Origin of the sequence: Polystyrenella longa (genome assembly GCF_007750395.1) — a bacterium.
GTDB classification, from domain to species: domain Bacteria; phylum Planctomycetota; class Planctomycetia; order Planctomycetales; family Planctomycetaceae; genus Polystyrenella; species Polystyrenella longa.
Window position 1 is genome coordinate 2,383,516 of the sequence record NZ_CP036281.1, and the last position, 23,677, is coordinate 2,407,192.

10 protein-coding genes are annotated in these 23,677 nt (G+C 49.2%); 5 read left to right on the plus strand and 5 right to left on the minus strand.

The genetic code is table 11. The features are described 5' to 3' along the window. Positions 1–13 precede the first annotated feature (13 nt). A complete protein-coding gene (locus tag Pla110_RS08885) occupies positions 14–322 on the plus strand; it encodes a hypothetical protein (protein ID WP_144995261.1) in 309 nt (102 codons plus the stop codon). Between the two features lie 15 nt (positions 323–337). Next, complete coding sequence (locus Pla110_RS08890) at positions 338–646, plus strand: hypothetical protein (RefSeq protein ID WP_144995263.1); 309 nt, start codon at positions 338–340, stop codon at positions 644–646. Between the two features lie 236 nt (positions 647–882). Here the strand turns inward: Pla110_RS08890 and Pla110_RS08895 are convergent, their stop codons facing one another. Then, positions 883–6,042: a protein kinase domain-containing protein gene (locus Pla110_RS08895; RefSeq protein WP_144995265.1), complete on the minus strand. Its 5,160-nt coding sequence runs from the start codon at positions 6,040–6,042 to the stop codon at positions 883–885. Between the two features lie 163 nt (positions 6,043–6,205). Here Pla110_RS08895 and Pla110_RS08900 point away from each other — a divergent pair, with 163 nt between their 5' ends. Then, positions 6,206–6,814: an RNA polymerase sigma factor gene (locus tag Pla110_RS08900; RefSeq protein ID WP_144995267.1), complete on the plus strand. Its 609-nt coding sequence runs from the start codon at positions 6,206–6,208 to the stop codon at positions 6,812–6,814. 263 nt (positions 6,815–7,077) lie between these two features. Continuing rightward, positions 7,078–7,374, plus strand: a complete 297-nt coding sequence (locus Pla110_RS08905) for a transposase (RefSeq protein ID WP_261342415.1) — start codon at positions 7,078–7,080, stop codon at positions 7,372–7,374. A 198-nt stretch (positions 7,375–7,572) separates the two neighbouring features. On the opposite strand, the gene Pla110_RS08910 is transcribed toward Pla110_RS08905, so the two are convergent. From Pla110_RS08910 to Pla110_RS08925, 4 genes are all read right to left on the minus strand, one after another. Continuing rightward, positions 7,573–9,666: a serine/threonine protein kinase gene (locus Pla110_RS08910; protein ID WP_144995271.1), complete on the minus strand. Its 2,094-nt coding sequence runs from the start codon at positions 9,664–9,666 to the stop codon at positions 7,573–7,575. 124 nt (positions 9,667–9,790) lie between these two features. Then, on the minus strand, positions 9,791–10,384 hold the full coding sequence (locus Pla110_RS08915; protein WP_197440606.1) for an ECF-type sigma factor: 594 nt from the start codon (positions 10,382–10,384) through the stop codon (positions 9,791–9,793). A gap of 125 nt (positions 10,385–10,509) precedes the next feature. Next, positions 10,510–12,753: a caspase family protein gene (locus tag Pla110_RS08920; protein WP_144995275.1), complete on the minus strand. Its 2,244-nt coding sequence runs from the start codon at positions 12,751–12,753 to the stop codon at positions 10,510–10,512. A 50-nt stretch (positions 12,754–12,803) separates the two neighbouring features. After that, the gene (locus tag Pla110_RS08925) at positions 12,804–19,133 is read right to left on the minus strand and encodes a CHAT domain-containing protein (RefSeq protein ID WP_144995277.1); all 6,330 of its coding nucleotides are present in this window, start codon (positions 19,131–19,133) and stop codon (positions 12,804–12,806) included. Positions 19,134–20,133: 1,000 nt separating this feature from the next. Here Pla110_RS08925 and Pla110_RS08930 point away from each other — a divergent pair. Then, positions 20,134–23,268 carry a CHAT domain-containing protein gene (locus tag Pla110_RS08930; RefSeq protein ID WP_144995279.1) on the plus strand — a complete coding sequence of 1,045 codons (3,135 nt, stop codon included), beginning with the start codon at positions 20,134–20,136 and terminating at the stop codon, positions 23,266–23,268. Positions 23,269–23,677: the final 409 nt, after the last annotated feature.

The following is a 23,677-nucleotide window of genomic DNA, read 5'->3' on the forward strand; positions in this document are numbered from 1 at the left end:
GATGGAATTACAGATGCAGCCCTGGTATCTGTTCCTGCTCACCATGGTTGGTTGTATGACTCGTGAACAGCAACATGTGATCGACTACCTGCAGACGGAGAATAACATCCTCCGGAATAAGATTGGCAAGAAACGAATCCTGCAGAACGACGATGAACGTCGTCGCCTGGCAGTCAAAGGAAAGCAACTTGGTCGAAAGTTGCTAAGTGAACTCGGCACGCTCTTTACTCCTGATACAATCCTTCGTTGGCACCGGGAGTTGATTGCCCGGAAATGGGACTACTCATCGAAGAAGAAATGTGTTGGTCGACCTCGTATCTGAACAGAGATCGTCGAATTGATTCTGCGGATCGCGAACGAGAATCCCACGTGGGGAGCTGATCGAATTCAAGGTGCTCTGGCAAACATTGGTTTTCACATCACCGACACGACTGTCAGCAATGTGCTCAAGGCGAACGGTATCGAGCCTGCACCAGACCGTCCCACTTCGATGTCCTGGCAGACGTTCCTGAAAGCTCACTGGGAAGTTATCTTCGCCATTGACTTCACCACGGTGGAAGTCTGGACGAAGACCGGTCTGACCACGTTCTGCATCATACTGCCGCGGAAATATTCATCAAAAATGCCGAATACACCTTTGACATGAAGGTCGTCACCGAAGGCTTCACTTTTACGGGGTTTTATGCTGCCGAGCGGGAATACGAGGACGATGACGACCGCAAGCGGTACTGGTTTATGATAATCGTTGCCAAATTACTTAGATCAGTGAGGAGTGTTCCTAGATGATCGCAGTGTCACTCGGGGCTCTGGCTTTGGTATGAGACTGAAGATCTCCTTGATGGACTTCTCGCTCCTGGATTCTTCTCGCATGCGACGGGGGTATTATTTGCTAGCTGGTTCCTCTACTGTTGGCGACGCGATGGTTATTTCGACCGGTTCTCCAAGTCTGGTATTGATCGACATGTGAACGAGGTGGTCGAGATGGGTACCGTCGTTGCCGCTATGATACGTCCACCCTTCGACGTCCATGATTCGGGGGATCCAGGCAGAGTCGTTGGGGAGATTGTTCGTTAGAAAGACGCGTTGATTTTCTCCGAGTTCTTTGTCGAACTGAAGGTCATTGAGTACTTCCTCGGTTGGTGTTCCATACAGTCCCATCACGATGAAGGTCAAGCGTCCCGTCGGTATGTCGAGCTTGAGCGGACCGGTCGACGACTTTCCGACGTTATAGACGACGTAACCGACCATTCGGCGATCACTTCCGGAACCCTGACTGAATTTGAAGAACTTACTTTCTTGGTCGGGCAGCGCGTGTTGCCAGTCACCGGTGAAGTGAGGTTGAACCTGGTCGCCCGCGAGAAAAAATTTGTCATGATCCACGTCTCCATCCTCAGGGTGCCAGGACCATTCCAGAGGTTCACCGTTGATCTGTTTGATTTCCCTGTCGATCCTTATGCGGACTCCGATACTGACGTCCGTAATTCCATTCGATATCGTGGGGAATGTCTCATAGACGTCCCTCTCTTTATCCGGCTCGGGAATGAATTTGGGAAAGTAACCGGCACTCCCATTCAGGTGTGATTCGAACTGGCCGAAACTCAGGTGTTTGATGGCCTCGTTGTTCATCGGACCGAGCTGATTGAGCACGATCAATTGGGTGCGTTCGTTCAGGTTGGGCGCCACAACTTCCAAGTCGAGCCCCTTGTCGAATTCGACATTCAAGTCCTTATAGCGAGCGTACCACCCTCCTGGTAATCGCACGGTCGTGTAGTACTTACCGTAGGGAAGAACTCGGTCCATGGCGATGCCGCTCTCGTCTGTTTTACCCGTGACTTCTAATTTGACACCTTGGACGTCCGGCAACCGCATCATGACTTCCGCACCCGGAATCGGTTGGCCATGTTCGTTGACGACGCGAATCTTGACGGGAGGGATATCGGGCTGCGGTGTATTGTCGTCCGTTTCTTCCTCGAGATTCTCTGCCGCCTGTACCTCTAGCAAACCGAGCGATTCTGGAATGCTTTGATCCCCGTTCCTCCATGCCTTCAATTTATCACGCACGCGCTGGTGCGCCTCTACTTTGGTATTGATGTACCAGATGTCTGGTTCGTCACCTTTTTGGGAAATCGTCGTGACCGCGTCTGGCACACTAGCCAATCGTTCTAACAGCGATCGCAAGGCTTCGTGCTCGTCAGCGGGAATATCGCTGACATCGTATTTGTGACTGACCCGTTTGACAATCAACGACTCTGACAGGTTTTCGTCCTCTTCGGATACCTCCTGTTCTCGTCGTTGAATGCGGGAAGGTGCGTCATCACCATACGTAGACGACCTAAAACCATCGCCGCGATAAGTTAAATCGAGTGACGACAACATAATCAGGTGTCTCTTTTCTCCAGGCAAACTCAAAGCGAAACTAGGGAGGATGCGCCGGTGTATACGCTCCCCTTCTCCACTCCCCGTTTCCCCAACAAGAAACCTCGACTCATTACCTAGTTTGCCTGTACTTACAATCTGATCGAGGAGTTTTGCAATATCCGGATATCCTAATTTTCTCTTAATCTCAGCGGCCGCCTTGATGCCTTGTTTTAGTTGTTCGATAGTGAGTTCGGGGATATCCGGTTCGAACAGTTCTTTCCGCTGGTCAGCCGTTTGTTCGTTAAAAAGGGCGACCATACCGGCGAGGGTTTTGGGGTCGATGTTCGTGGAATTATCCACTCTTTCTGCATTCGTTTTACTCTTTTCTAGATAATCCATCGGTAACAGCTTATCGATTTCTTCGATCAAGTTTTTGTTGACAGCTTTCTCTCGCATGTGCCCCAGGTATTTCTTGACGAGCCCCCGCGTTGCAAAGGGGACCGACATGGTCTTGCGGAGCTGACCTTCGAACCCGTCCGATCGGTGAGCCGAATCGGTAAACAAAGAAAGGATGCGCTCATCAACCGCTTCATTCTCGCCTGTAAAGTGCGACAGAACAGCCAGCAAAAATAGAGGATCAATACTCGACTCGTAGAAGTAGTGTTGTTTTTGCGGGACTACGGTCGCCTGCAGCAGCCAGAATGCACTTTGGAAGTCCTGCACTCCGGTTGACTGGATGGCGATTCTTATCGTCGTAACAGGATCCGTGGCAATTAATCCTGTTAGCATTTCACGATGGCGGTTCAGTTCTGCTTTGTCTGACGCTTCATTGGCCAGGTATTGAAATTGAGACAGGGTCGACTGATTAAAGGTCAGGGGGCGATTTTCAAAAACAAACTCAGGTAGGTCACCACCTGCGAGGACGAAGTACTTCAGCAGGTCTTCTGTTGAAGTGTGAACCTCTTTGATAGTTTCGGCTGGTTCCGGGGGGTAACGGCGCTGTAGTCTGAGGAGCAGTTGTTCTCGCAGGCCTTCGAGGTTCCAGTCATCCTCCTCGGTACGAATCCGTAAAGTAGTTTCCAGTGATTGCAACATTGTGTTTGCGTCGGGAGAATCTTCTGGATGTTTGCGGAGCCAGTCAGCCACTTCTTCGACCCACAGTTTCCAAAGCGGAAGGCTGTTTTCACGCACCGTCGACAGGTTCGTTTCCTGTTCGGCGCTGACGAAGGAGTCACTGATGAGAAACCGACTACGTACATTGTTTCCAAGGCCATGAAATGTTGAGGCAGGAATCAACAGTAACATGCGTGTAATCCGCGCCAGATCGGGAGTCTGCATTTTTAAATGGATGGCAGCATTCAGCAACTGTTCCGCGAATAATCTGTCTTCATCCGATTGGAACTCTTCGGAAAATTGCTGGCTCGCCGTTCGCATGTCCAACCGCAGTTGTTCTTTCGCTTCTTCAGTAGCCTTCTCTAGGTAAAGATAGTTATTTCGAGCCAGCAAGGCCGCGCGATTAAGGTAGGTCGAATCTGGATGTCGGAACTGGGTCAGGATGAGATCGATCGCTTTCGGATTACGGCTTATTGAGACACTGAGGGCTTTTTCCCAATCGTTTGCGGCCGCGTGTAATGTCAATGCAAACAGAAATTCGTCCGTCGCCAGATTCTGTGAGGTAATCTCTTTCGCGATTACCATCGGATCAATCTGCTGACATAGAATCTGCGCAGTCTCACAGAAGTAATCCCATTTCTTTTTGATCTCGTCACTTTGAGGCCAGTCTGGAAATGTATAGATCCGACCAAAGAACAGATCAACAGCCATCTTTTCTCCCCGGGAACCGACCGCATCGCTCAGCACAGAACCTCCAATTTCCAATATTCTGCGGAACTGAGCCTGATCCTCCAAATGGCGTGACATGGAAAGCAACGCGATTCCCGCATTCATCTTCGCTATCGGGTCCGTTTCCTTGTTGAAGATCTTCTGCCATTCAGATGAAGACTTTCCCTGAAACAGCGGTTCCCTGGCAGATGTAGGTTTATCTAATAAAGTTGTTTCGTTCACCCGCGTAATCCGTGCCACCTCCGTTTCATTTCGCGTCAGCACAAACTCATCCGGTTCCACTTTGATCGAATCGTGGCTCCCTTTGATGCGGACTTTGTATTTCCCCGCGCGAAGTACAGTCTCTCCTTCTTTGTTTTTGATTTGCAAATTCTGGACTTGGTCTTGCTCATCTAGTACTTCGACGGAGATGTCATCGACTTCCGATTCGATTCGGAGTGTTCCCTCCCCTGTTTTCAGAAAGATGACAATCCCCAACAGCAACAGAGGCGCCATTGCGGCGAAGGCGATCATGATTCGGCGACCGTTGCGATTTCCTGATCCCGTTGTTTTCGGCTTGGGCACGGCCTGTGTTGACAGGACTTCTTCTGCATCGTCACCTAAAAGTTCAAGGAGCGACTCCTTGACGGCACTGTCCTCCTCCGCAGTCCTTGGTTCCGCAATGTCGATGGTAGCAACAAGTTCTTTCAGTGCTTGGTCCACCCCGGGGCCAGTCCATTGAGCTAACAAAGTGGCGACTTCCTTAGCGTCGGAAATACGTTGTACGGCGTCGTTCTCCAGAAGATTCGCGACGAGGTCGACGAGTTCTTTTGGCACATCGTTCCGCAGTTCGTCTAATCTGAGGGCTTCCGCTTCGGTGATTGCACGAATCTGCTGGATGAGCGTCCGTTCTCCTTCCCCTGTCTTTGGAGGGCGACCGGTTAAGAGAAAGAATAGACTCGCTCCGAGCCCATATAGATCCACGGCAGGAGTGATTCCGGCTCCGTCTGCCTGTTCCGGTGCCATATAGTCAAGGGTCCCCAGAAGTCGTCCCAATGAGGTCTCGCTGTGGTTATGAATCGTATCGGACAAATGGGCGAGGCCGAAATCGAGCAGTTTAGCCCGTCCCGTGCGGTCGATCATCACATTAGATGGTTTCACATCCCGATGGATCGCGCCCGCCTCGTGCGCCGCTGCGAGTGCCAGCGCCAATTGTCTGACGATTTCACACGTTTCTGAAACTGACAACGGCCCGGTCTTACGGACGAGAGCCGCCAAGTCGACGCCGTCAATGCGTTCCATGACCAGATACGCCGCACCTCCAACACGACCGGCATCCGTCGCAGAGACAATGCCGGGATGATTGAGTGCTCCCAACACTTCAATTTCCCGGTTGAACCGGCGTTGGGCTTCTTTCGCCGCGACCAGTTTGGGGCTGACAACTTTAATCGCGACAGGACGCCCCAACTGACGATGCCTAGCGTCGTAAACCACCCCCATGCCCCCCTTGCCCAAGACACCGAACAGCTGATATGCCCCGAAGGTCGTTTCACCGTCTTGCAAAGGCTCGGCGAGAATCGCGTCGTCGGCATCATCCGAATTTTCTGCAGGAGGACCGGACATTAGTTGCTGCAACCAGCCCGGGTTATTGACATCACTTGTCTCACTGGGTCTCTGAGCCAGTGGGAGATGCCGTACGAGGGAATCTCCCGACGCATCAAACTGGGACAATGTTTCTTCGCAGGAGGAACATTGCGTCAGGTGTTCCTCGATGACCGAGCCTTCATCATCGTTGTAGTTTCCGAGGGAGTACCGTCGGAGTGCTTCTGAGGGGGGACAGGGTTTCATTGATATCGCGGGCATAATTACATCTCACTTAATCTTATTCTCACTCAATCTCATACAGTCATATTAGGCGACTCAGAGCATGTTTGAAAAAGCCGGGATTGTGGCTCTCTATCAATACAATGCAGACGTGTGACACCTTCTGATGGATTTTTCTGAATTCCTCTCGTAAGATGGGTGAATGTCGACCGTTACCCAAAACAGAAATGATTCCTCCGGATTGAGCCTAGCGATCCGTTTGCAGCGTGATTCGGCGGAAGCCTGGCACGATCTCGTCGAATTGTACGGACCGCTTGTTGCCAGTTGGGCTAAGCGTACTGGACTTGATGCAACTGCGACGGAAGACATCGTTCAGGAAGTCTTTTTGAAAATCCATAGGTCGATCGATCAATTCGATCCAACTGTAAAAGGGGCGACCTTCCGCGGCTGGTTGTGGCGTGTCACCCGGAACGCCGTTCTGCAGTCGATGCGAAGTAAATCTTTCGATGCCCGTGGTGGCAGCACGGCTCAGGCACAGATTGCGGCGTTTCCTGACGTGTGGAATGAAGAGTCACTCAGCGTCGATCCGCCCAGTTCCACTGACGATACTGCGGCGTTGCTCTCGCGGGCGATGCAGCAGATTGAATCTCGAGTAGAACCAACGACCTGGCAGGCCTTTTTGCGAACTGTAATTGAAAGTGAACCGACTGAGGATGTTGCTAGAGATCTGGGATTAACGGCCGCTGCGGTCAGAAAAGCAAAGAGCCGGACGTTGCAGAGGCTTCGCAAACAACTGGGGGATCAGTTATGAATGTGAATGACTCTTCGATACCAAGTTGAGAGAAACCATTCTGGTCTCGACAATCAGTTTCGGGTAACAACATTCTCGTCCGAAAATCTTCGCTTACCATATACACAACCGCTTAGAAGCACTGGTTTTTAACGTCGGTTGAATATTTTTACGATACGGGCGACGATGGTTTCCTCGAAAACGCGTCTCACCTGAATCTTGATCGTGAATCCAGCTTCCAACCCCTGCGTTCGTTTCTGAACGATCAGACTCAGATTGAACTGGTGCTGTTTCCTGCGAAAAGTCCGAACATGAATGCGTATCTTGAACGATTCATGAGAAGTCTGAAATCGGAATGCCTGGAAAAGATGATCTTTTTCGGTCCGCACTCACTCGAACGAGCGTTGAAAGAATACGTCGCACATTACCATTGCGAGCGGAATCATCAGGGCCTCAATAATCAGTTGATTGAACCTGATGATGAAGTCGGATGCGTCGCCGGTAAGATCGAATGCCGGGAACGTCTCGGTGGGCTGCTCAAGTATTACCATCGCGACGCAGCTTTAGCCAGCCTCGAATAGATGTCAATCCTCGTGTTGTGATTCCGCGCTACCGTTGCGCTCGGAAGTACGATTTTGCCTCAAATCCGACAATCAGCTACGAGCAGTGAAACCAATCTCGTCCGAAAACCGTAACTCGTCAGTAACATAACCACATGGAATCACTCGTTTTCAACGTCGACTGAATATTTTTACGATACGGGGTTAATAATGCGATGATCAGTTTAGATCTTGATTGACCTGGAATAATAGATAGTGCACTTCTCCTAAATCTTCTGGAAGGCTTTTGATCCATTCCTTCATTTCCAGAATATTTGGCTGTGTGATTAAAAGTTCGGGGTTTCCCAGGGGACGCGATTCGGCAATCAGGTCTCTGTTCAGCAGCTCCTCCTGCTCTTTCGGCAATTCGATGTGATGGCCGATCTGCTGTCCATCGACGACCACTGGCCCTTGGAGTTGCTGGCTAAACTGTGGAATTTTTTTTAGATGGACTGTTAGGGAGGCGGATTCTGGCAAGGGTTCATTTCGAAAAATGAGCAGGCAGAGTTCCGTGCCTGCAGATTTGATTAAGGGGAAAGCAAGTTCGTTTTCTCCAGGAAGCTTTAGTTCTTTGACCGGGTTGGTGTCTGGCTGTGGTGATTGCAATACATTGATTTCTTGTACTTTGCTCTCCGGATTCGTTCCGATCCAGACGACATAGGGATAAATTGCTTCTTCAAACTGGAAATTGAGTCTGATTGAATCCCCTTCATTGATCGTCTGTGGGAGATTGATCAAATCAGTTTCTAGATGTTTCTTTCCTCCGGGATAGAGCATAATCTGCCAGTTCACCTTGCCTGCCAGGTCAGACGAGGTGGTATAGATCGACGGATTCAATTCAGACGATTCCTTCGTGCGTAACATCATGACGGCAATCAGGACCGTCAAACATATCGCAAACAAAACTGTGGGAATTGCCCAGTTTGGTCGAATGTTAAGAATCACCGAACGAATTGATGATTCGGCCTGTTCTCTCGGATAAGATCCTGACTTTACCTTCAGGAGTGCTTCTTCAAATTCACGAGCAGATTGAAATCTTTCCTGGGGATCTTTCTTTAGAGCTTTCATACAAATCAATTCGACAGAGACCGGTATGTCGAGATTGACTTCGCGCGGGGAACGATTAGGTATGGGTGAGATCAGTTTCGCGAGTACCTGCATCTTACTAGACCCGACGACGGGTGGTTCCCCCGTCAGAAGAGTGAACAATAAACCGCCCAGTCCATAAACATCGGTCCGGGAATCGATTGATCCCAACGAACGGTCCGCCTGTTCCGGTGCCATGTATTGCGGCGTGCCAATGATCTGTCTGTCATCTGACTTCTCCAAGGGGCTTTCGTCCACTTGAAGCGACAGGCCGAAGTCAGTCACTTTCACCTGACCATAACTGTCCACCAGAATGTTTCCGGGTTTAATATCTCGGTGAATGATCCCGCGGGAATGAGCATGGTCAATCGCCCTTGCAATAGTGGCCATGATCGGAACGATTTCTTCCACGGAAAGCCTACCGTGAATCGTTAACTTATCGAGGTCTTTGCCATCGATATAGTCCATCACTAGAAAGTAGCGGTTATCGTTGGTGCGACCCAAACCATGAACGTCGACAATGTGCGGATGATGCAGGCTAGCAACCATGCGAGCTTCGCAGAGAAACCGTTCTCGCAATTCGTCATTATTCCGGCCGATTTCGCCCAGAATCTTGATCGCCACCGTTTTTCCAAGACTCTTTTGAGTTGCCCGGTAGACCTTTCCCATCGCCCCCTCACCCAATTCTACATCGAGTTGATAGTCGGAAAAGGGAAGTGGCGCGGCAGTCAGTGGATCACTTAGCGGGATGGTTGAATTCGAGGAAACCGTACTTACGTCTCGCTGAATCTCAGACAGATCAATTTCTTCCATCCAGCGGGCGACTTCAAACTGACGCTGAAGTTTCTCTCGCCATTCAGGAAAACGGGATTCAAGGTCTGCTGATCTTTCGGCAACATTCGCATCCGTTCGGTTTCGGAACTCGCCGTAAATGAGATCAATACTCTGTTCCGGATGTTGTGAAAGCTCGGGGTAGTTTTCGAAATACTGTTCAACGGGAATCCCCTTTCCCTCAGCCCATCGTTCGGATTGATCGATCAACAAGACATCCGTAAGTTCCTGTAAATCGAGTTTAGTGGACTCATTGAGAAAATCCTTTAACACAGGTGATTCACTGCCACTCTCCCACAAATCGAGATACCGATCTGCGGCAGAAAGCTCTTCTTCCGGATGTTCTTTTGAAAACATGCTCGACTCTGGAAAAAAAAAGGATAGAGAATTAAGGGGGCAGATGAAGTTCCTGTTCTGATTTATCGTAAACAACACAAAAACAGGACGCTAAAATGCTGTCTTTGATGAATTCTCCTTAAAATCATTCCGTAGCATAAGTTTCCATCTTCTCGACTACCCGTTTGAGGGCCCGTTCGAACTGCTTTCGGAGGGCATCCGGACTGGAGTCGATCTCCAGCTTCTCCGTGATTTCGCTCCAGCCCATCCTCTGCTGGCGACTTTCAAGTATCTGTACTTCTCGTTCGGAAAGGTTCTCGCGAATCATCGCCATAAGTTCCGCATTGGATACGATCTGACTAGGCGTCTGAAGCTCCCCCGAAATGTTCTCTGCGAAGTGAGTGTCGAGGCTGGTATCGCGGCGCATGTCCCGTCGTTGTGCACGCCAGAACCGAGCGAGATCAGCCACCTTGGCTCGAACCATTGTCTTGAGCAGAGCGACCAGCTGATTCGGTGTTTCGAATTCGTAATTTCCCGCCCACAAACCAACGAATAACTTCATCATCACAGACTGGCAGACATCGCTTTCGCTCACAACACGTTTGAGCCGATGATCAAGGAGCGAAAAACGAACTTCACGGCGAATCGCTTCGCCATAATCGTCGAACAGTTGTTGAATCGCTTCTTCATTTCCAGCCTGTACATTGGAAATCAACGATTCGAAATTTGACTTCTCCATGGTCTGATCGATCAGCTTGGGGAGGGAATTAAAGAGGATCCTACTATGGATACAACACTTAGTCTTCATCATACCGCTGATCTTATTAGGTATACAACTAGTCTTTAAATATTGAATCCTAGATTTTACTTTTCCGGTACAGCCAGCCATTCAAGCGTTGCTGCTGACCATGTTTCGTCATAAAGCTTGACCGGTCGACGTCGACGGTCGCCCCGAGTTGTATTCTGAAAATACGTTTGCTGCATCAGCAAGTGGCCTAACGACTGAGACTCTTCAGTCTTAAGTGACCGCGTGGTCTGTAGGCTCGGTTGTGATAGCATGTAGAAATCATTCTGTGTACGTGTCGCAAGCACTACTGCCCAGCGCTGACCTGGAAAATTCGCCGCATCACACTCAAAGCAATCCGTCAGGCGAGACTCTCCTGGAGTGAGTGTTTGTTCGCCAATCAGTTCAACTCCGTCCTGGAACGGGAGAATCTGATCGATTCCCATATTCGAATCGATCGAAAGCACACTGATGTAAACTGGAACTCCCGAAGACTCTCGATTGGTGACTTCGAAGGCATAAAGAGCCCCCTGCTCCATAATGAGAGCATCTTCTTCCGGTTCCCAGCGATGCCAGCGGTGAGGAGTAAAACCATCGTCTTGGAATTCATCAATCGCAACTAGATCCAGTGAGACATCGATAGCAGATCCAGATTGCCCGCGTGCGTTACCTGCCAGTGCGACCTGTGTGTTTGAAATTCGCAATAGGTTTCGAGCTCGGTTGATCGACCGCAGAAACTGTTCCAGCGACATCGGGTCACTATCATCTTCTACCTGGCACTTCGCCGTTTGGATATGGAACGGCCCCCATCCCCCTTTCAATGAAGGGGGGATATCACCGCGCGTGGTAGTTGCATCCTCAGCGACGTATGCAAAACCAGTGGATGGAAAGAGAGCCGCGTAATTCCCATCAATCTTGAGGACCACATCACAAGATTCCTCACCATCTGTCCTTAATAGCCAGGGACTTTCAGTAGATCGGGTTGTCGAGTTGATTGCAGCGGCAATTGCAGGGGGGACAAGTTCGCTTCCAGGCGGCAAAACAGAGACGTCACCGCTCTCGGACGTGACCTGTTCGATTCGTAGTCTCAACTCAAAACTACCGTGATGATGGAACCGCTCGACGGCATAGCCACGCGTAAACTTAGATGGGAATTTATCGATAATCTGTTTATCGCCATTCCATTGGAAGTAGCTCGCCGTTCCCGTGGCACCGGAGGTACTGTCCACAAGGAGCCAGCCCAGTGAGTTCCCGTTGTGACCGGAGAGTTCACCCGTCAGTTCGATTTCAACCGCAGCGTCATAGACTTCATAAATCGATCCCGCCGTTACGCCATGAAACGCCCCCGCTTTGAGCAGCATTTTGGAACGATCAGTGCCGTTCTTCTGCACTTCCCAGTATTGTGGTCGATCAACTCCCGTCTTTCCCAGGATACCCCCCGTGATGAGACTCGACTCCCCTTCCAACTGAGGTACAGGCGCCTGTGAAACAGAAGGATCACGGCGATAGCATGAGACTATTGATTCCCGTAACAAACCGTAAGAGAGTTTTGAGATATTGTTTTCCTGATTGAGGACCTGTACCAGAAAGCGAGTCATGAGGCCATAGCTCTGATCTCCATCACGATATTCGGGTTCGACTTCACGCGCTCGACATGCGGCAAGCATCACGGCTCCGGAGGGTAGTTTTCTCTTTGTTAGGTTACCGCCAATTGATTGTACTGGTTCCTGCTCCCTAATAAGCTTTCGGAGTTTCGTTGTCCCGCGGGCACCACTACCACTGTGACAACAATCAAGTACCAGCCACATATGTGCTCGATTCTCGTGACAGATCTCTTCCACATATTGGAAAAGTTCGTCGTCACGGAGATCTTCTTCGCTCCCCTGCTTCGACGCGTCATGTGGTACGAGTGTTTCATCGAGACCGTCGGGTTCGTCGTGATTCGGACCAGACGGTTGATCGGGGACTTGTGAGCCATGCCCACTGAAATGAAAAATTACCTGGGCGGCTGGCAATTCATCAGGTAAAACGCGAACGCGATCGGACAATCGTTTGAGCGCCTCTCGGATCGCCGTACCTGTTGCCTCTTCGTTAGTAAGCGTTTCAATCTGATTGGCTTCGAAGCCGAATCGTTCTTCGAGCAGTTGCCGCATTACTACAACATCATTTGAGCAGCCATCCAATTGCTCGCCGCTACTAAGGTGAGCGTATTTTTCGACACCGACGAGTAACGCGAACCGGGGAACGTCGACTTCAGCCGCACGGCTGAAGGATTGCATTCCAAGACCGATTATAATCATGTGCAGGAGAAAATAACGAATCATGATGTGAACCAACTGACAGAGTAGATCACTTGAGAATAACGTTTAAATAGTTAACGCCAGTCGCCCGATAATACAAATGCCGCCCACGATTCAGGATTGAGCCTGTTTGCCGCAACTGCAGGTTGATTCGGGCGGACACGACGATCTCCACGGACGAGTTCGGGGTTATCAATCGCTTCGGGAGTGTTCAGCAGAAAAATCTGTGCTTCACGCAAAGCATCGAGGCGACTCATTTTCTTTTCCCAGTAATTACGATAGAACCGTTCCATCAGGACTCGAGTCGCCTGATCAGGCACTTGCCACAAACTAGTGATAGTCGCTCCAGTTCCCGCCACCTGGAAGGAGCGTTGTATTCCGATCAATCCCTCGCTTTGAATTACTTCTCCCAGTCCCGTTTCGCAAGCTGAAAGTACGGCGAGATTGACATGTTCCATGTCGAGGTTGACGATCTCATCCGCTGTGAGAAGACCGTCATTGTTTTCTTCGTGATCACGGTTATTGGCACCTGCGAAGGCGAGTCCTGACATTAATCCCGGATTAAATCTCCGCAATGAATTACTGCCAGTAGCTTCATTATCATCGATAAAGTAACCGTGAGTGGCAATGTGCACCTGACTGCAGTTAGCGATCTGTTTGCGAAAGGCGAGTTCAGATGCCTCTGTTTGAGCCAATTGCTGTAATTGTTCAGCAGTGGCTTCGGGATGTCCCTGTTGAAACAGAGTAGAAATTGCATTTATCTCATCACGAGTTCCGGGGAGTGGAGCAAAGTGTGAGTCGGTATGAAGAGAGCGGTTCAACACGTTTTCGACGAACCCTTCATTCGGAGTCTGGTCATAACTGACATCTCCGACCAGTAACATGTTTCCAGAACCAGAATCTTGGGTCGGCTCGTTCCTCTGTACTAATAGCTGTGGCACAGGGATGACGCTAAGCTTGTGTTGTTCAATCAGGTATTGCTTTCCGTCAACTGTCGGTAAGGCATGGAAGGGCAACTGTGCCAGAATGCCATCGGGAGAGATGAGAATCAGCTCAGGCTGCGCAAGCTTGGGAACCAGTGGATCCCACAGGATCGTGCGGAGGAGATCTCCCGCCTGCTTACTGTCAGGCGAAGTGCCCAGCGTGCTGCGCCAGATTGAAAGAGCCTCTTTAACGCGGTTTAAACGATCCAAAGGGAAAACTTCAACATTGCCATTCTGTTGAATGAGAGTTGCGAGAATGATCGGTTCCTCTTCCCCAGCCACTTCCGCGTTCTGGGGTTGATAAACAAAGTAATCGACAAAAGTAGCCTCTTCGGGGATGGAATCCATGAAGTCCGCCAAGGTTACCGGATTCCTGAGGTCCATATAGGCAATTCGCGCTGCACTCAATTGGCTTTCGAGCAGATCTTTGAACTGCGTTAATTGGTCCAGTTGACGTATTCGGTCGATATTCTGATTACTGGAAGGGCGTGAAACGGTCGCCAGCTTAGTCGAAAGCCGGTCGAGTTCTATATAGAAAGGCGCGACATTGGCTTCCTTTGCCCGTTGGTGAATCGTCCGTTGGCGAACTAGGCCAGACCCTTTCCACTGCAATATCTGATCGTAGCAGAGGCTGGCTGAATTAGGATCCGGGACGGCGATTGTCAGGAAGAGGTCGAGGCTGGACCGCATCGTGTTGGAATACAACATCTGCTGACGAGGTGAGAGAAGATATGCCGAACGTTCGACCAGTCTTCTTGTATTGTTCAGAGCCTTAAGCGATGATTGCAGAGCGTTGTTCTGGTCTCCTGTGGAAAGATAAACGCGTGAGAGTGTTTCAAGGGCGCGGCAGTAAGGGAGCGAATCTTCTCCTTGCTCCTGCAGGGCTAGATCAACAGCTTCTGTCGCGTAGGTCGACGCCTTTTCCAGATCAGTCAGTTGCAGCCACAGGTCAGCATAGATAAGGCGTAGCGAGATCTCATCGTGGGCGGAGAATTGTTTGGATTCCAGTAAGCCAGTTCCAATAGTTACAAATTCTTTTGCATTGTCTAAGTTTCCTGTTTTTAGGCTGATGCGGGCAACCAAGGCTACCGTTTTAACGTATTCGAGATTTTCTTTCGTCGACAGAATGTCTGATGCTGATTCAGCGAAAACGAGGGCTTCGTCCAATTGACCGCGTCCGAGATGATGTTCGGCCAGGCTTTTCAAGGTGGATGGAAAATAAGCCAGGAACGGTTCCGACGGTTTCTTGCTCTGTTCGAGTGCTTCGTTGTATAGCTGGAGAGCCGTTTCATGCTCACCGAAGTAATCGTTCACTTCCGCCTGACAAGTCAACATTTCAATGACGAATGGATCGTCCCGGTAGTCCCCCGTTTGCGTAACGCATTCGCGGAGAACCTTATCCGCCATTTCGTAGTCACCCAGTTCAATATACGTTCTGGCTAGTGGTGGAAGAGTCTTGACGAAGTTCAGCTGTCCCACTTTCTGGGAAGCGAGTCCTTCTCGTAATGCTTCTGTGAGCGCCTTGCGAATCGTCATTTCCAAGTGATACTGCCCCGATTGATGCATTTGAGTGGCTAAGGCAGGATAATTGGCATAGTATCCCTGATATGGATTCACTTTCTGGTAACGCCAAATGCTGTCAGTAAACCACGCCAGACTCTCTTTCGACCCCGCTTTCTGCAAATGGTCACCAATTACGTTTGCTATTTCGCCCGTGCGATCTTGATTGTTAATCTGGTCAAACAGACGAAACGAACGCTTTAAGTATTTGATACCTGTTTCAAATTCGCCCTCACTCAGCTTTCGTAACCCAATGAAACGTGAATCCTGAGCGGCTGTTGGCACATCAAGTTGTTTCTCAGGGATTTCCTGAAGTTCTATTAGTAGGTCGATTACGCCTTCGGGCCTTCCGGCATATTGCTGCAAGTAGGCACGCTCTGACCGGTCAGATTGGACAACTTTCGCTTCAGAGCCGAAGATTGCTGTTGAGATCGTAGTCAGCCGGTCAGCGACCTCAAAAGCTTTCTGGTATTCCTCTACTCGAAACAGCAACTGTCGAAGTTCACGGAGATCGGCGACGATCATGACTGAATCCGATCCGAGCAAACGGGATCGGACTTCGATATTGGCTTCAAGTAACGGGATCGCTTCGGCTAACTTATTTTCCTGGATAAGGGTTTTAACCTGCTGAACCTGTGGGGTCACCGAGTTGTATTCTTCCAGTTCTTCCACAGTCATTTCGGCCAGTCGGGCATACACGTCAACGAGCCGCTGATCGATTCTCACCTGTGGATCGTCAGGTCCAAGCGTGGCAAGCGTCATTTCTGCGCGTATTCTCTGCTGGTCGGTTGTGACGTTTGGATAGCCGAGACGACTGGCGTTGTTGATCACCCATTCGTTTGTGTCCAGTGGGATGGAGCCATCGTCGCCATATAGTTTACGCTCGATCTGCAACACCTCTGTAAGAAGGGCAAGTCCATCTTCGGGTTGCTTGTTTTGCAGGAACTGAATCGCCTCATTTCTCATTTGCTCGCGCTGTGTGATGAGATCTTCTTTTTCTTCCAATGAAAGTTGTTCAGGTTGATCAGTCAATCGAGATTCAACAGTGGCGATGGCTTCGTTAACGAGTGAACTTGCTTCGGTCTCGGTCAAAAGTTGTTTGAGTTCAGCAAGAACATCCGCGTTACCAGTTTCGCCTATCAACAAAGAGGCTCTCCGGGCGATTTCCTGACTGGGATGAAACAAATAGACTATTAGTTCGTTAGCTTCCGAATCATTCTCATTCATTACCATACGTTCGCGATTGAATTCGTCTTCATTCATGAACAGAAGCGACACCAATTGCGGAACATGATCTCGGCTGTATAAGCGAACCAAGTTTTCCTCGTGATTAAGCATATGCCTCATCTGATTTTCGTCCGCGCTGTGCGGAGTAGATTCGAACGCCCAGAAGAGCCGAACGCCCATGCTTTGAATATAGGGGTTCTCATTCTTCAGCATACGGGATGCGATTTCGAGAACCTGTTCACTTGGATTGTCTTGATCTTTTTGTCCGTTTTCGTCAACCATGTTTAACTTTTCTGGTCCACCATCGGCGTATAGGAACAAATTCTTGTATTGCTCATCGGATTGTGGAGGGAAATGGTGATGCGAACCGTCGATCATGCCTATCCGGTGATTTCCTTGATCGGTTTTAAACAGGAACGACTCAAACTTCTCGCTGAGGGTCAGGTCATCCGGTTTTGTCCACGGACGGGCTTCGTTGGCTTCGACAATGGCACCGGTCATACTGGTACCATCTGTAATCTTGTTGAAGTCAACGCGATCCGTGAAGACGGTGCCCTTTCCCTGTACACTGACTACACGAGTCATACCCGCTGGGAGTTGCTGTTCAGAATCACGGAAAACTGCGGGCATTTTTTCAATTAACTGTTTATTGTGTTCACTGTCCCACGGTTCATCGAAATGGAACTGATCGTAGAGTTCCTGTTCTTCCAGCATTGGTAAGATGCGAACACGCCAGCTGAGCCCGGCTTTTTTGTCGGGAGTCGCGATATCGGGAGGAAACTGTGCATAAAGATCGTGATGGATGTGCCACGCCAGCATAATATTTGAAATAGTGCTCGGCGCGGATTCCTCATCACTGCCAACAAACAGTTGTTTGTTGGCAAAAACTTTCCAAAAGGCTGTATAAACAGTCTGATATCGATCACTTTCCAATTGCTCCAGCACTTCAGGAACTTCGGGTTGAGAAATTGAATAGGTTTCAAGGATCTGTTCATCAATACGGGATTCGGACGGATTGAGTAGTTCGTAATCAATATCATTTCCGTCGTTGATGGAGAACAGATTTTGATAAAAATCGTCCGGTACCATCTGAGAAAATCTGACCGAACCGTCCATGAATCCGAGAATGTTCTGGCTCCCGTGTTCATGAAGTTGCTTGCTCATCTCGGACTGCAAACTCAGGTCTGCCGGCTGTGTCCATGGAACTGGCTTTTCGGCTTCAGTCAGTGCGATCGTATTTGATAATCCATCAGTGACATCAGAGAGACCTTCCGCCGACGTGAGAACAGTACCGTCCCCAGTAATTCCTTGGACTCGGGTTTCGAAAACATTCTCTGAGTTCCAGATATCCTGATAAACCAAAGGGACCTGGGTAAGCAATTGGCGATTGTGCTCACTATTCCAAGGTTCGTCGAGCTTGAATTGTTGATAGAGTGCCTCGAGGCCGAGGTGAGGAAGTATTTGAACGCGCCAACTGAGAAGAGGGTTTCCGTTTGCATCAACCAGGTCTTTAGGAAGCTTCTTCTGCAGGTCTGCGTAGTTATGCCAGGCCAGCATTACCTGCTTATAATTATTGGTAAGCTGCATTAGACGCGCCGATTCACGCGCCATCTGCACAGCAACAGCCAATAGATTAGAAGTACTGGAGAGTGCACGACTGAACGAAGGGGCCGAATCGTTAATCAGGACGAGTTTATCTTTTGACGGTTCGAAAGCACCTGCAAATTGAGCGATCAACTCCAGTTGGTTTTGCAACCTCTTGATCAGTTCGTCGGGCTGACTCGGATTCTGATAGAACGATAAAGATGCAAGAAATTCGCGCACAAGTTGCTCTGGGTCCTGTGCCCAGGCGGCAATTGCTTCCACCGCCGGTTGATCCGAAATCTGCACATTATCTCGAGGTATCAATCGAATCGTCATCTCATTAGACTGTTTTCCAAACACCGACTCGAGCGATGCGACCGACAACTCGGAGGGAATGGTCATCACTTGTCGAATGCTCTTCATTTTTGCGAATGGGGGAGCGACATCAGCGAACATACGTAACTGACCCACATCGATCATCGCAGCAAAATTGACGTTAGGATTGAGGTTGCTGGCATAGTTATAAACCCTGCCCCGCTCCGCTTTCTCAGCGGCATTCAGCAGATTAGCGGGGTCATCACCACTGAGAATTAAAGTGGTTGCCGAAGGGAAGATCAGATTTCGAAGACCAAATATTCCTTCTTCAACATCATCTGTTGCCTCATAGTAAGGTAGTCCTGAAGAGTGTTCAGTCAATTTGGCATTGGGAGCCAACCAGCGGGTTAGCGTGGCACGCGGAAACTCCCGTCGGAAATGGATAGCTATTGCTGGAGACGCTCCCCCTCCTGGTTTCATTCGAAACAGCACTGCTATGTTTTCAATCTCGGAAGGAGGAATCGGGAATTGACCCAAGTACGGTATGTCACCGAGCACTTCTTGTTCTGTGTCTTGAATCAGCGAATGCGGCCGCACAAGAACCAACCCTACGATGTTATCGGATACATACTCAAGAAGTGGGTTGGAATCGGGCGGAGCAACTTCCGCAACAACCACAGTGGGAAGCCAGACGACCGACAAAATGTAAACCAAGAAGAGGCGTAACTGTTTCATGGAAACTATCCCGAAAGAACACGACAGAAATCTGCGTATAAATCATTGCGTACAAGCAAGAAATGTCTTTGGTATTGGATTAATACTGATTGTATTAGGAAGAAGAGAAAACGCTTGCTGGCCTTGGGAGAGAGGAAAGACTAATGCAGCCGTTCAATAATCGAGTTTACCGGTCCCTTGCATCAAGTCAATACCCGAGTCCTTATCGCAGGATTTATACAAAGCGGACAAAAAAAGCTCAAAAAATAATCAAACTATTGTTAACTGCACCAACTAATTATTTAAGAAACTCGCTAACGCTACACTATCGTCGTTTGAGGAGATGGAGGCTGCTGGGACGCTTTTGAGTTTGTTTGAAAATCCGAATTTAGCATGTCCTGAATCCCGACTCATTCCGATTAGGTAAATAGGTGACGAGTTCGTTTGAGCTCTCGAATCCGTGGTGCATAATTTCCGCTTTTAGCGTATGAATGCAGGTGTAAAACTGGTCTCTCATCAGTTTCGATGACAAATTACTTTTGCTTCCATTGGACTTGGCAATTATTTCTCTGGTGATATTGGGGTTACACCTTATTGTTACTACTCCAGTACCGGTGATTATGCTCAAGTGGGTGGAGTTTCTGGAATATTAGCACCAGGGAATATTATCACCAGGATGAATCAAGATGCCGCTAGTGACTATGGGGGGTAGTTCGCATCCGCAGTGCTGTCAACTAATATGACAATGAGAAACTCGACAGTGAATAAGTGTCGAATTACCTCGGAAGACGGTTAATTCTCAGAGGACTCGTGTCTATGTAAGAATATGTCTTTGTAAGAATCATCGCAAAACTGAAATCCGAATAACGTGAGTTCCGGAGGGTCGTCTATTCAGAGCAGATGGCTTCTGAGTGTGTCTCATAATCTTTTCGTATCATGTCACATTTATGTTATTTGAAAACAGTGAAAATCATGCCCGCAGAGAGAGACGACTTCCTAATTTCATAGAATTGATGAGCATATGCGAATTATTACATTCAATCTGACTACCGTATTCTTGATCCTGGTCTGTTGCTCCCGTATTCCGGCTCAAGACGCAGGTCAGATGCCTCAAGCAGTTCTGATTCAGTATGATGATGAATCAATTTCAATCGTCCCCTTGAGTTCTCCCCAGGACCCAGCGCTTCAGTCGGCTGAGGGAATTCTTCTATGGGCAGACCGGGGAATGGAACAATGGCGTCCCTACCCCCAAAACCCGTCTGAGGAAAAAATCGAATTGGTGAATGGTTTGATCCAACCTACTCGTTCGCCCGATGCCACTTCGAGTATTTCGGTATCTGCATTTACAACGCAACTTGATCAACTGACAGGACTCGCACTCTTCCGCGGAAACGGATTTATCTCACCTGCCGCTGGTGCAATGCACCTCAATCCCAAAATCGTCATTCGCCGGGAAGCTCAGGAGGGAGACGTCGCTTATCCTGCGGTGACGCTCACCTTGCTTCGTGGGAACGAGGAAGTCTTAACGTTTCCAGTAACTGAAGGCACATCACGTATTACGTGGAGCGAAATCCCACAAATTCCCGAGTCATTTCAGGAGGGGCTTACTTCTGGCGAATATACTTTGCGTGAGGCCGATGGAGACCGTTCTGTTACTTTTGAAATTGAAAGTCCTGAAAACTTCGAATGGGTGATGGAATGGCCCGAAGAACTGAAGCCTCTTCTAGGGGATGATGAAGGTCCGTTGTATGTGCATCTCGTTGTCGAACATCTGCTCGGTCAGCTTGACGAAGAAGGGAAACCGATCCCTTATTATTCTGATGCGCTCGATCTGATCGAAACATTACCAGAGGGGGAACGGACGACAGCCCTCGAACAGACACGAAAGGTGATACTCTCAAGACTGGAGGGAGAAGAAGAAAATGTTTCTTATCTGGCACCGACTGGTGTACCACTCATTGATCAAGCTCGCGAGTTGATCGCGAATGGTAAATGGGAGCAGGCTAATCAACTGCTTGATTCGTCCGAGCTTAAAGATGGAGGACGAAAGGAAGGTCTCGCTGCACTCTATCGGGCAGTGATATTAACGGAATCGGGATTGAGTCAAACGATGAATGCGATTGCCGAATATAGGCAAGCAAGTCTGTTGCTGCAAAACAGCGATGCTGCAGATCGCTTTCGAATCAGCAATAACTACGGTGGTTTTCTACTGAATCAAACTCAGGACCGTCTGTATAATCATGCATTCAGCATCGCGACGGGAACCTCGAATGTTCTTCTGGAGTCGGCTCTCTTCTGGAACCTCGCACGAGCTCAGTATGAATCTGCTCAAGAACTGGCCAGTGAGCTTTCAGACAGTCACGCCGCAGTGGTAGAGGTGAATCAAGCTCGCCTGTTCGCAGTACTTGCGGATCTCATCCGTACGCTAGATCGTCCAGACGACGAAGAAAGACTATTTGATCGCGCCGTGGCAAGGGCGACCCTGTTCGCTCACGAAAAAGCCAGTGCAGCCAGTAATAACGAATCCACCGACGCGATTACACGTGCATCGGCATATGAAATTCTTGCGCAAATCGCCTTTCGCAAACAGCAGTTTGAAGAAAGCCGCAATGAAGCGAAACTGGCTGAAGCGGCTTATCTTGATGCTGGATCACTGGCTGGTGTGGAAAGCGTCCGGCGACTCCGAGGTTTGATTGCTCTACGGCATCAAGGGGAAGGTTCTCCCGAGGACGCGCTCACTCACCTGCTTATCTCACACGAAATTGCCGAACTCTTGCGAGAACAGATTCCTGATGACCAGATTGGAATAAGCCGCGCCGGATTTCTAGCCCGCCGTACTTATGTGAACGAGTTGATCATTGGGTTGCTTGTCGAGAAGAAGGAGTATAAACGCGCATTATCTTTCGTCGAACTAGCCAAGGCCCGTTCTTTGGAGGACGTCCTGATTGAACAACCGGTTGAAGAGAGTGACGCTTCAGCTTCGCAGCGAACGCTCACCGAAATTCTCGAAGCCTGGCCAAAGAATACCACAGTCCTGGAATATTATCTCGGCGGAGATCGGAGTTGGGTCTTTATCATTAGCCCCGAGGGAGAGGTTGTCGCACATGTTCTCTCCAGGCTTGATGAGAAGCCGTGGCCTTCACGGCAACTTGTTACGGGTGTTAAACAGCTGCAGCAGAACCTTGGCAGTCAGGCAGTCAAGATGCGTCAACGACTCGTTGCTCGTCAGGGATTTGACAATGCGTGGCAGCAAGAACTGCACGAATTCTATAATGTTCTGATTCCAAACGATGCCCGGGAACAGATTGCTCAATCAGAGAGTCTGATTGTCATCCCGCATCATGTTCTGCATTATTTTCCATTTGCAGCACTCGTAACTAAACTCGACGATGCCGCCGATTCCAAAGGAGTTGCTAAACCTGAATTCTGGATTGATGCTGGTTTTAATCTCTCTTTTGCCCCTTCTCTGTCGACGTGGGACCTCTTGCGGCAGAACTCGACTCCGTTGCAATCGGCCAACGCCGTTGGCATCGTTGAATTTGAAGACGCTCCCCGATTACCGGGTGTCGAGCTGGACCTTGCTAACATGCGACTTGCCTTTAAAGGGAAAGTAAACAAGGTTGTTCCAGGAGATAAGGCGACCGAAGCGAATGTAATAAATCTTCTGCAACAACCGGGCCTGTTATTGTTTTCTACCCATGGTCAAAACCTGCCCGATAATCCCCTGATGAGCTACCTGTTATGTCGATCCGATGCGGAGCACGACGGTAAACTTACTGGTAGAGAGTTATATTCCATGCCGATTGAAGCGGATCTCATTGTGATGAGCGCTTGTTATTCTGGACTCGCTGATCGCTCTCCATTGCCCAGCGACGACCTGTTTGGCCTGCAGCGGGCGTTGCTTCATTCTGGCTCGCAAACGGTCCTTTCTGGACTGTGGGATATCTACGATGCAACTGGACCGATCCTGATCAACGAATTCTTTGAGAGAATGGCCAACGGAGAAGACGCTGCTAAAGCCTTGACTGAGTCGCAGCGTAGCTTTCTCAATGAACGACGTAACTCCGGAAAGACAGAACCATGGCTGCACCCTTACTTCTGGGCCGTCTACACTGTCTCGGGTAACGATCAGATTCACTTCAGTACGGCTAAATGATCATGCTTACAAGGCGCGTCTAATTACTACTAGATCTTGTCCAAGATAAGTGTAGCGGCTTTTGTGGGCGAAGAGTGATTGAAAACGTGATTTTGCGCCGCCAGAAAACGCTATGCTTAAATGTGATTCGCTCTAGTTCATTCCGATCAGGTACATTGAGAAGGCTGAGACATATGAATATGTCGAATACTGCCTTGATCAGTATGATCTTCTCCACTTCGCAGTATTCTCTTGCGACAGATGTAACGGAGGGCAGCATCGATTGTTTATATAGAGCCCATCCTGAAACCAGGTTGTGGTGATCTTTAAGCCTACAGATCAAGTTTGATGTTGTTTCACCAGAGGGTTTCAGAATCTCATATAATCAGTAACAGCAGGTAACAGCTTATGGATTTATCTCGTTCAGACA

What these genes read in the sequence shown, in the direction of transcription:
- Pla110_RS08885 (WP_144995261.1), top strand. Translation starts at nt 14, where the DNA reads ATGCAGCCCTGGTATCTGTTCCTGCTCACCATGGTTGGTTGTATGACT.
- Pla110_RS08895 (WP_144995265.1), bottom strand. Translation starts at nt 6,042, where the DNA reads ATGCCCGCGATATCAATGAAACCCTGTCCCCCCTCAGAAGCACTCCGA.
- Pla110_RS08900 (WP_144995267.1), top strand. Translation starts at nt 6,206, where the DNA reads ATGTCGACCGTTACCCAAAACAGAAATGATTCCTCCGGATTGAGCCTA.
- Pla110_RS08910 (WP_144995271.1), bottom strand. Translation starts at nt 9,666, where the DNA reads ATGTTTTCAAAAGAACATCCGGAAGAAGAGCTTTCTGCCGCAGATCGG.
- Pla110_RS08915 (WP_197440606.1), bottom strand. Translation starts at nt 10,384, where the DNA reads ATGGAGAAGTCAAATTTCGAATCGTTGATTTCCAATGTACAGGCTGGA.
- Pla110_RS08920 (WP_144995275.1), bottom strand. Translation starts at nt 12,753, where the DNA reads ATGATTCGTTATTTTCTCCTGCACATGATTATAATCGGTCTTGGAATG.
- Pla110_RS08925 (WP_144995277.1), bottom strand. Translation starts at nt 19,133, where the DNA reads ATGAAACAGTTACGCCTCTTCTTGGTTTACATTTTGTCGGTCGTCTGG.
- Pla110_RS08930 (WP_144995279.1), top strand. Translation starts at nt 20,134, where the DNA reads ATGCGAATTATTACATTCAATCTGACTACCGTATTCTTGATCCTGGTC.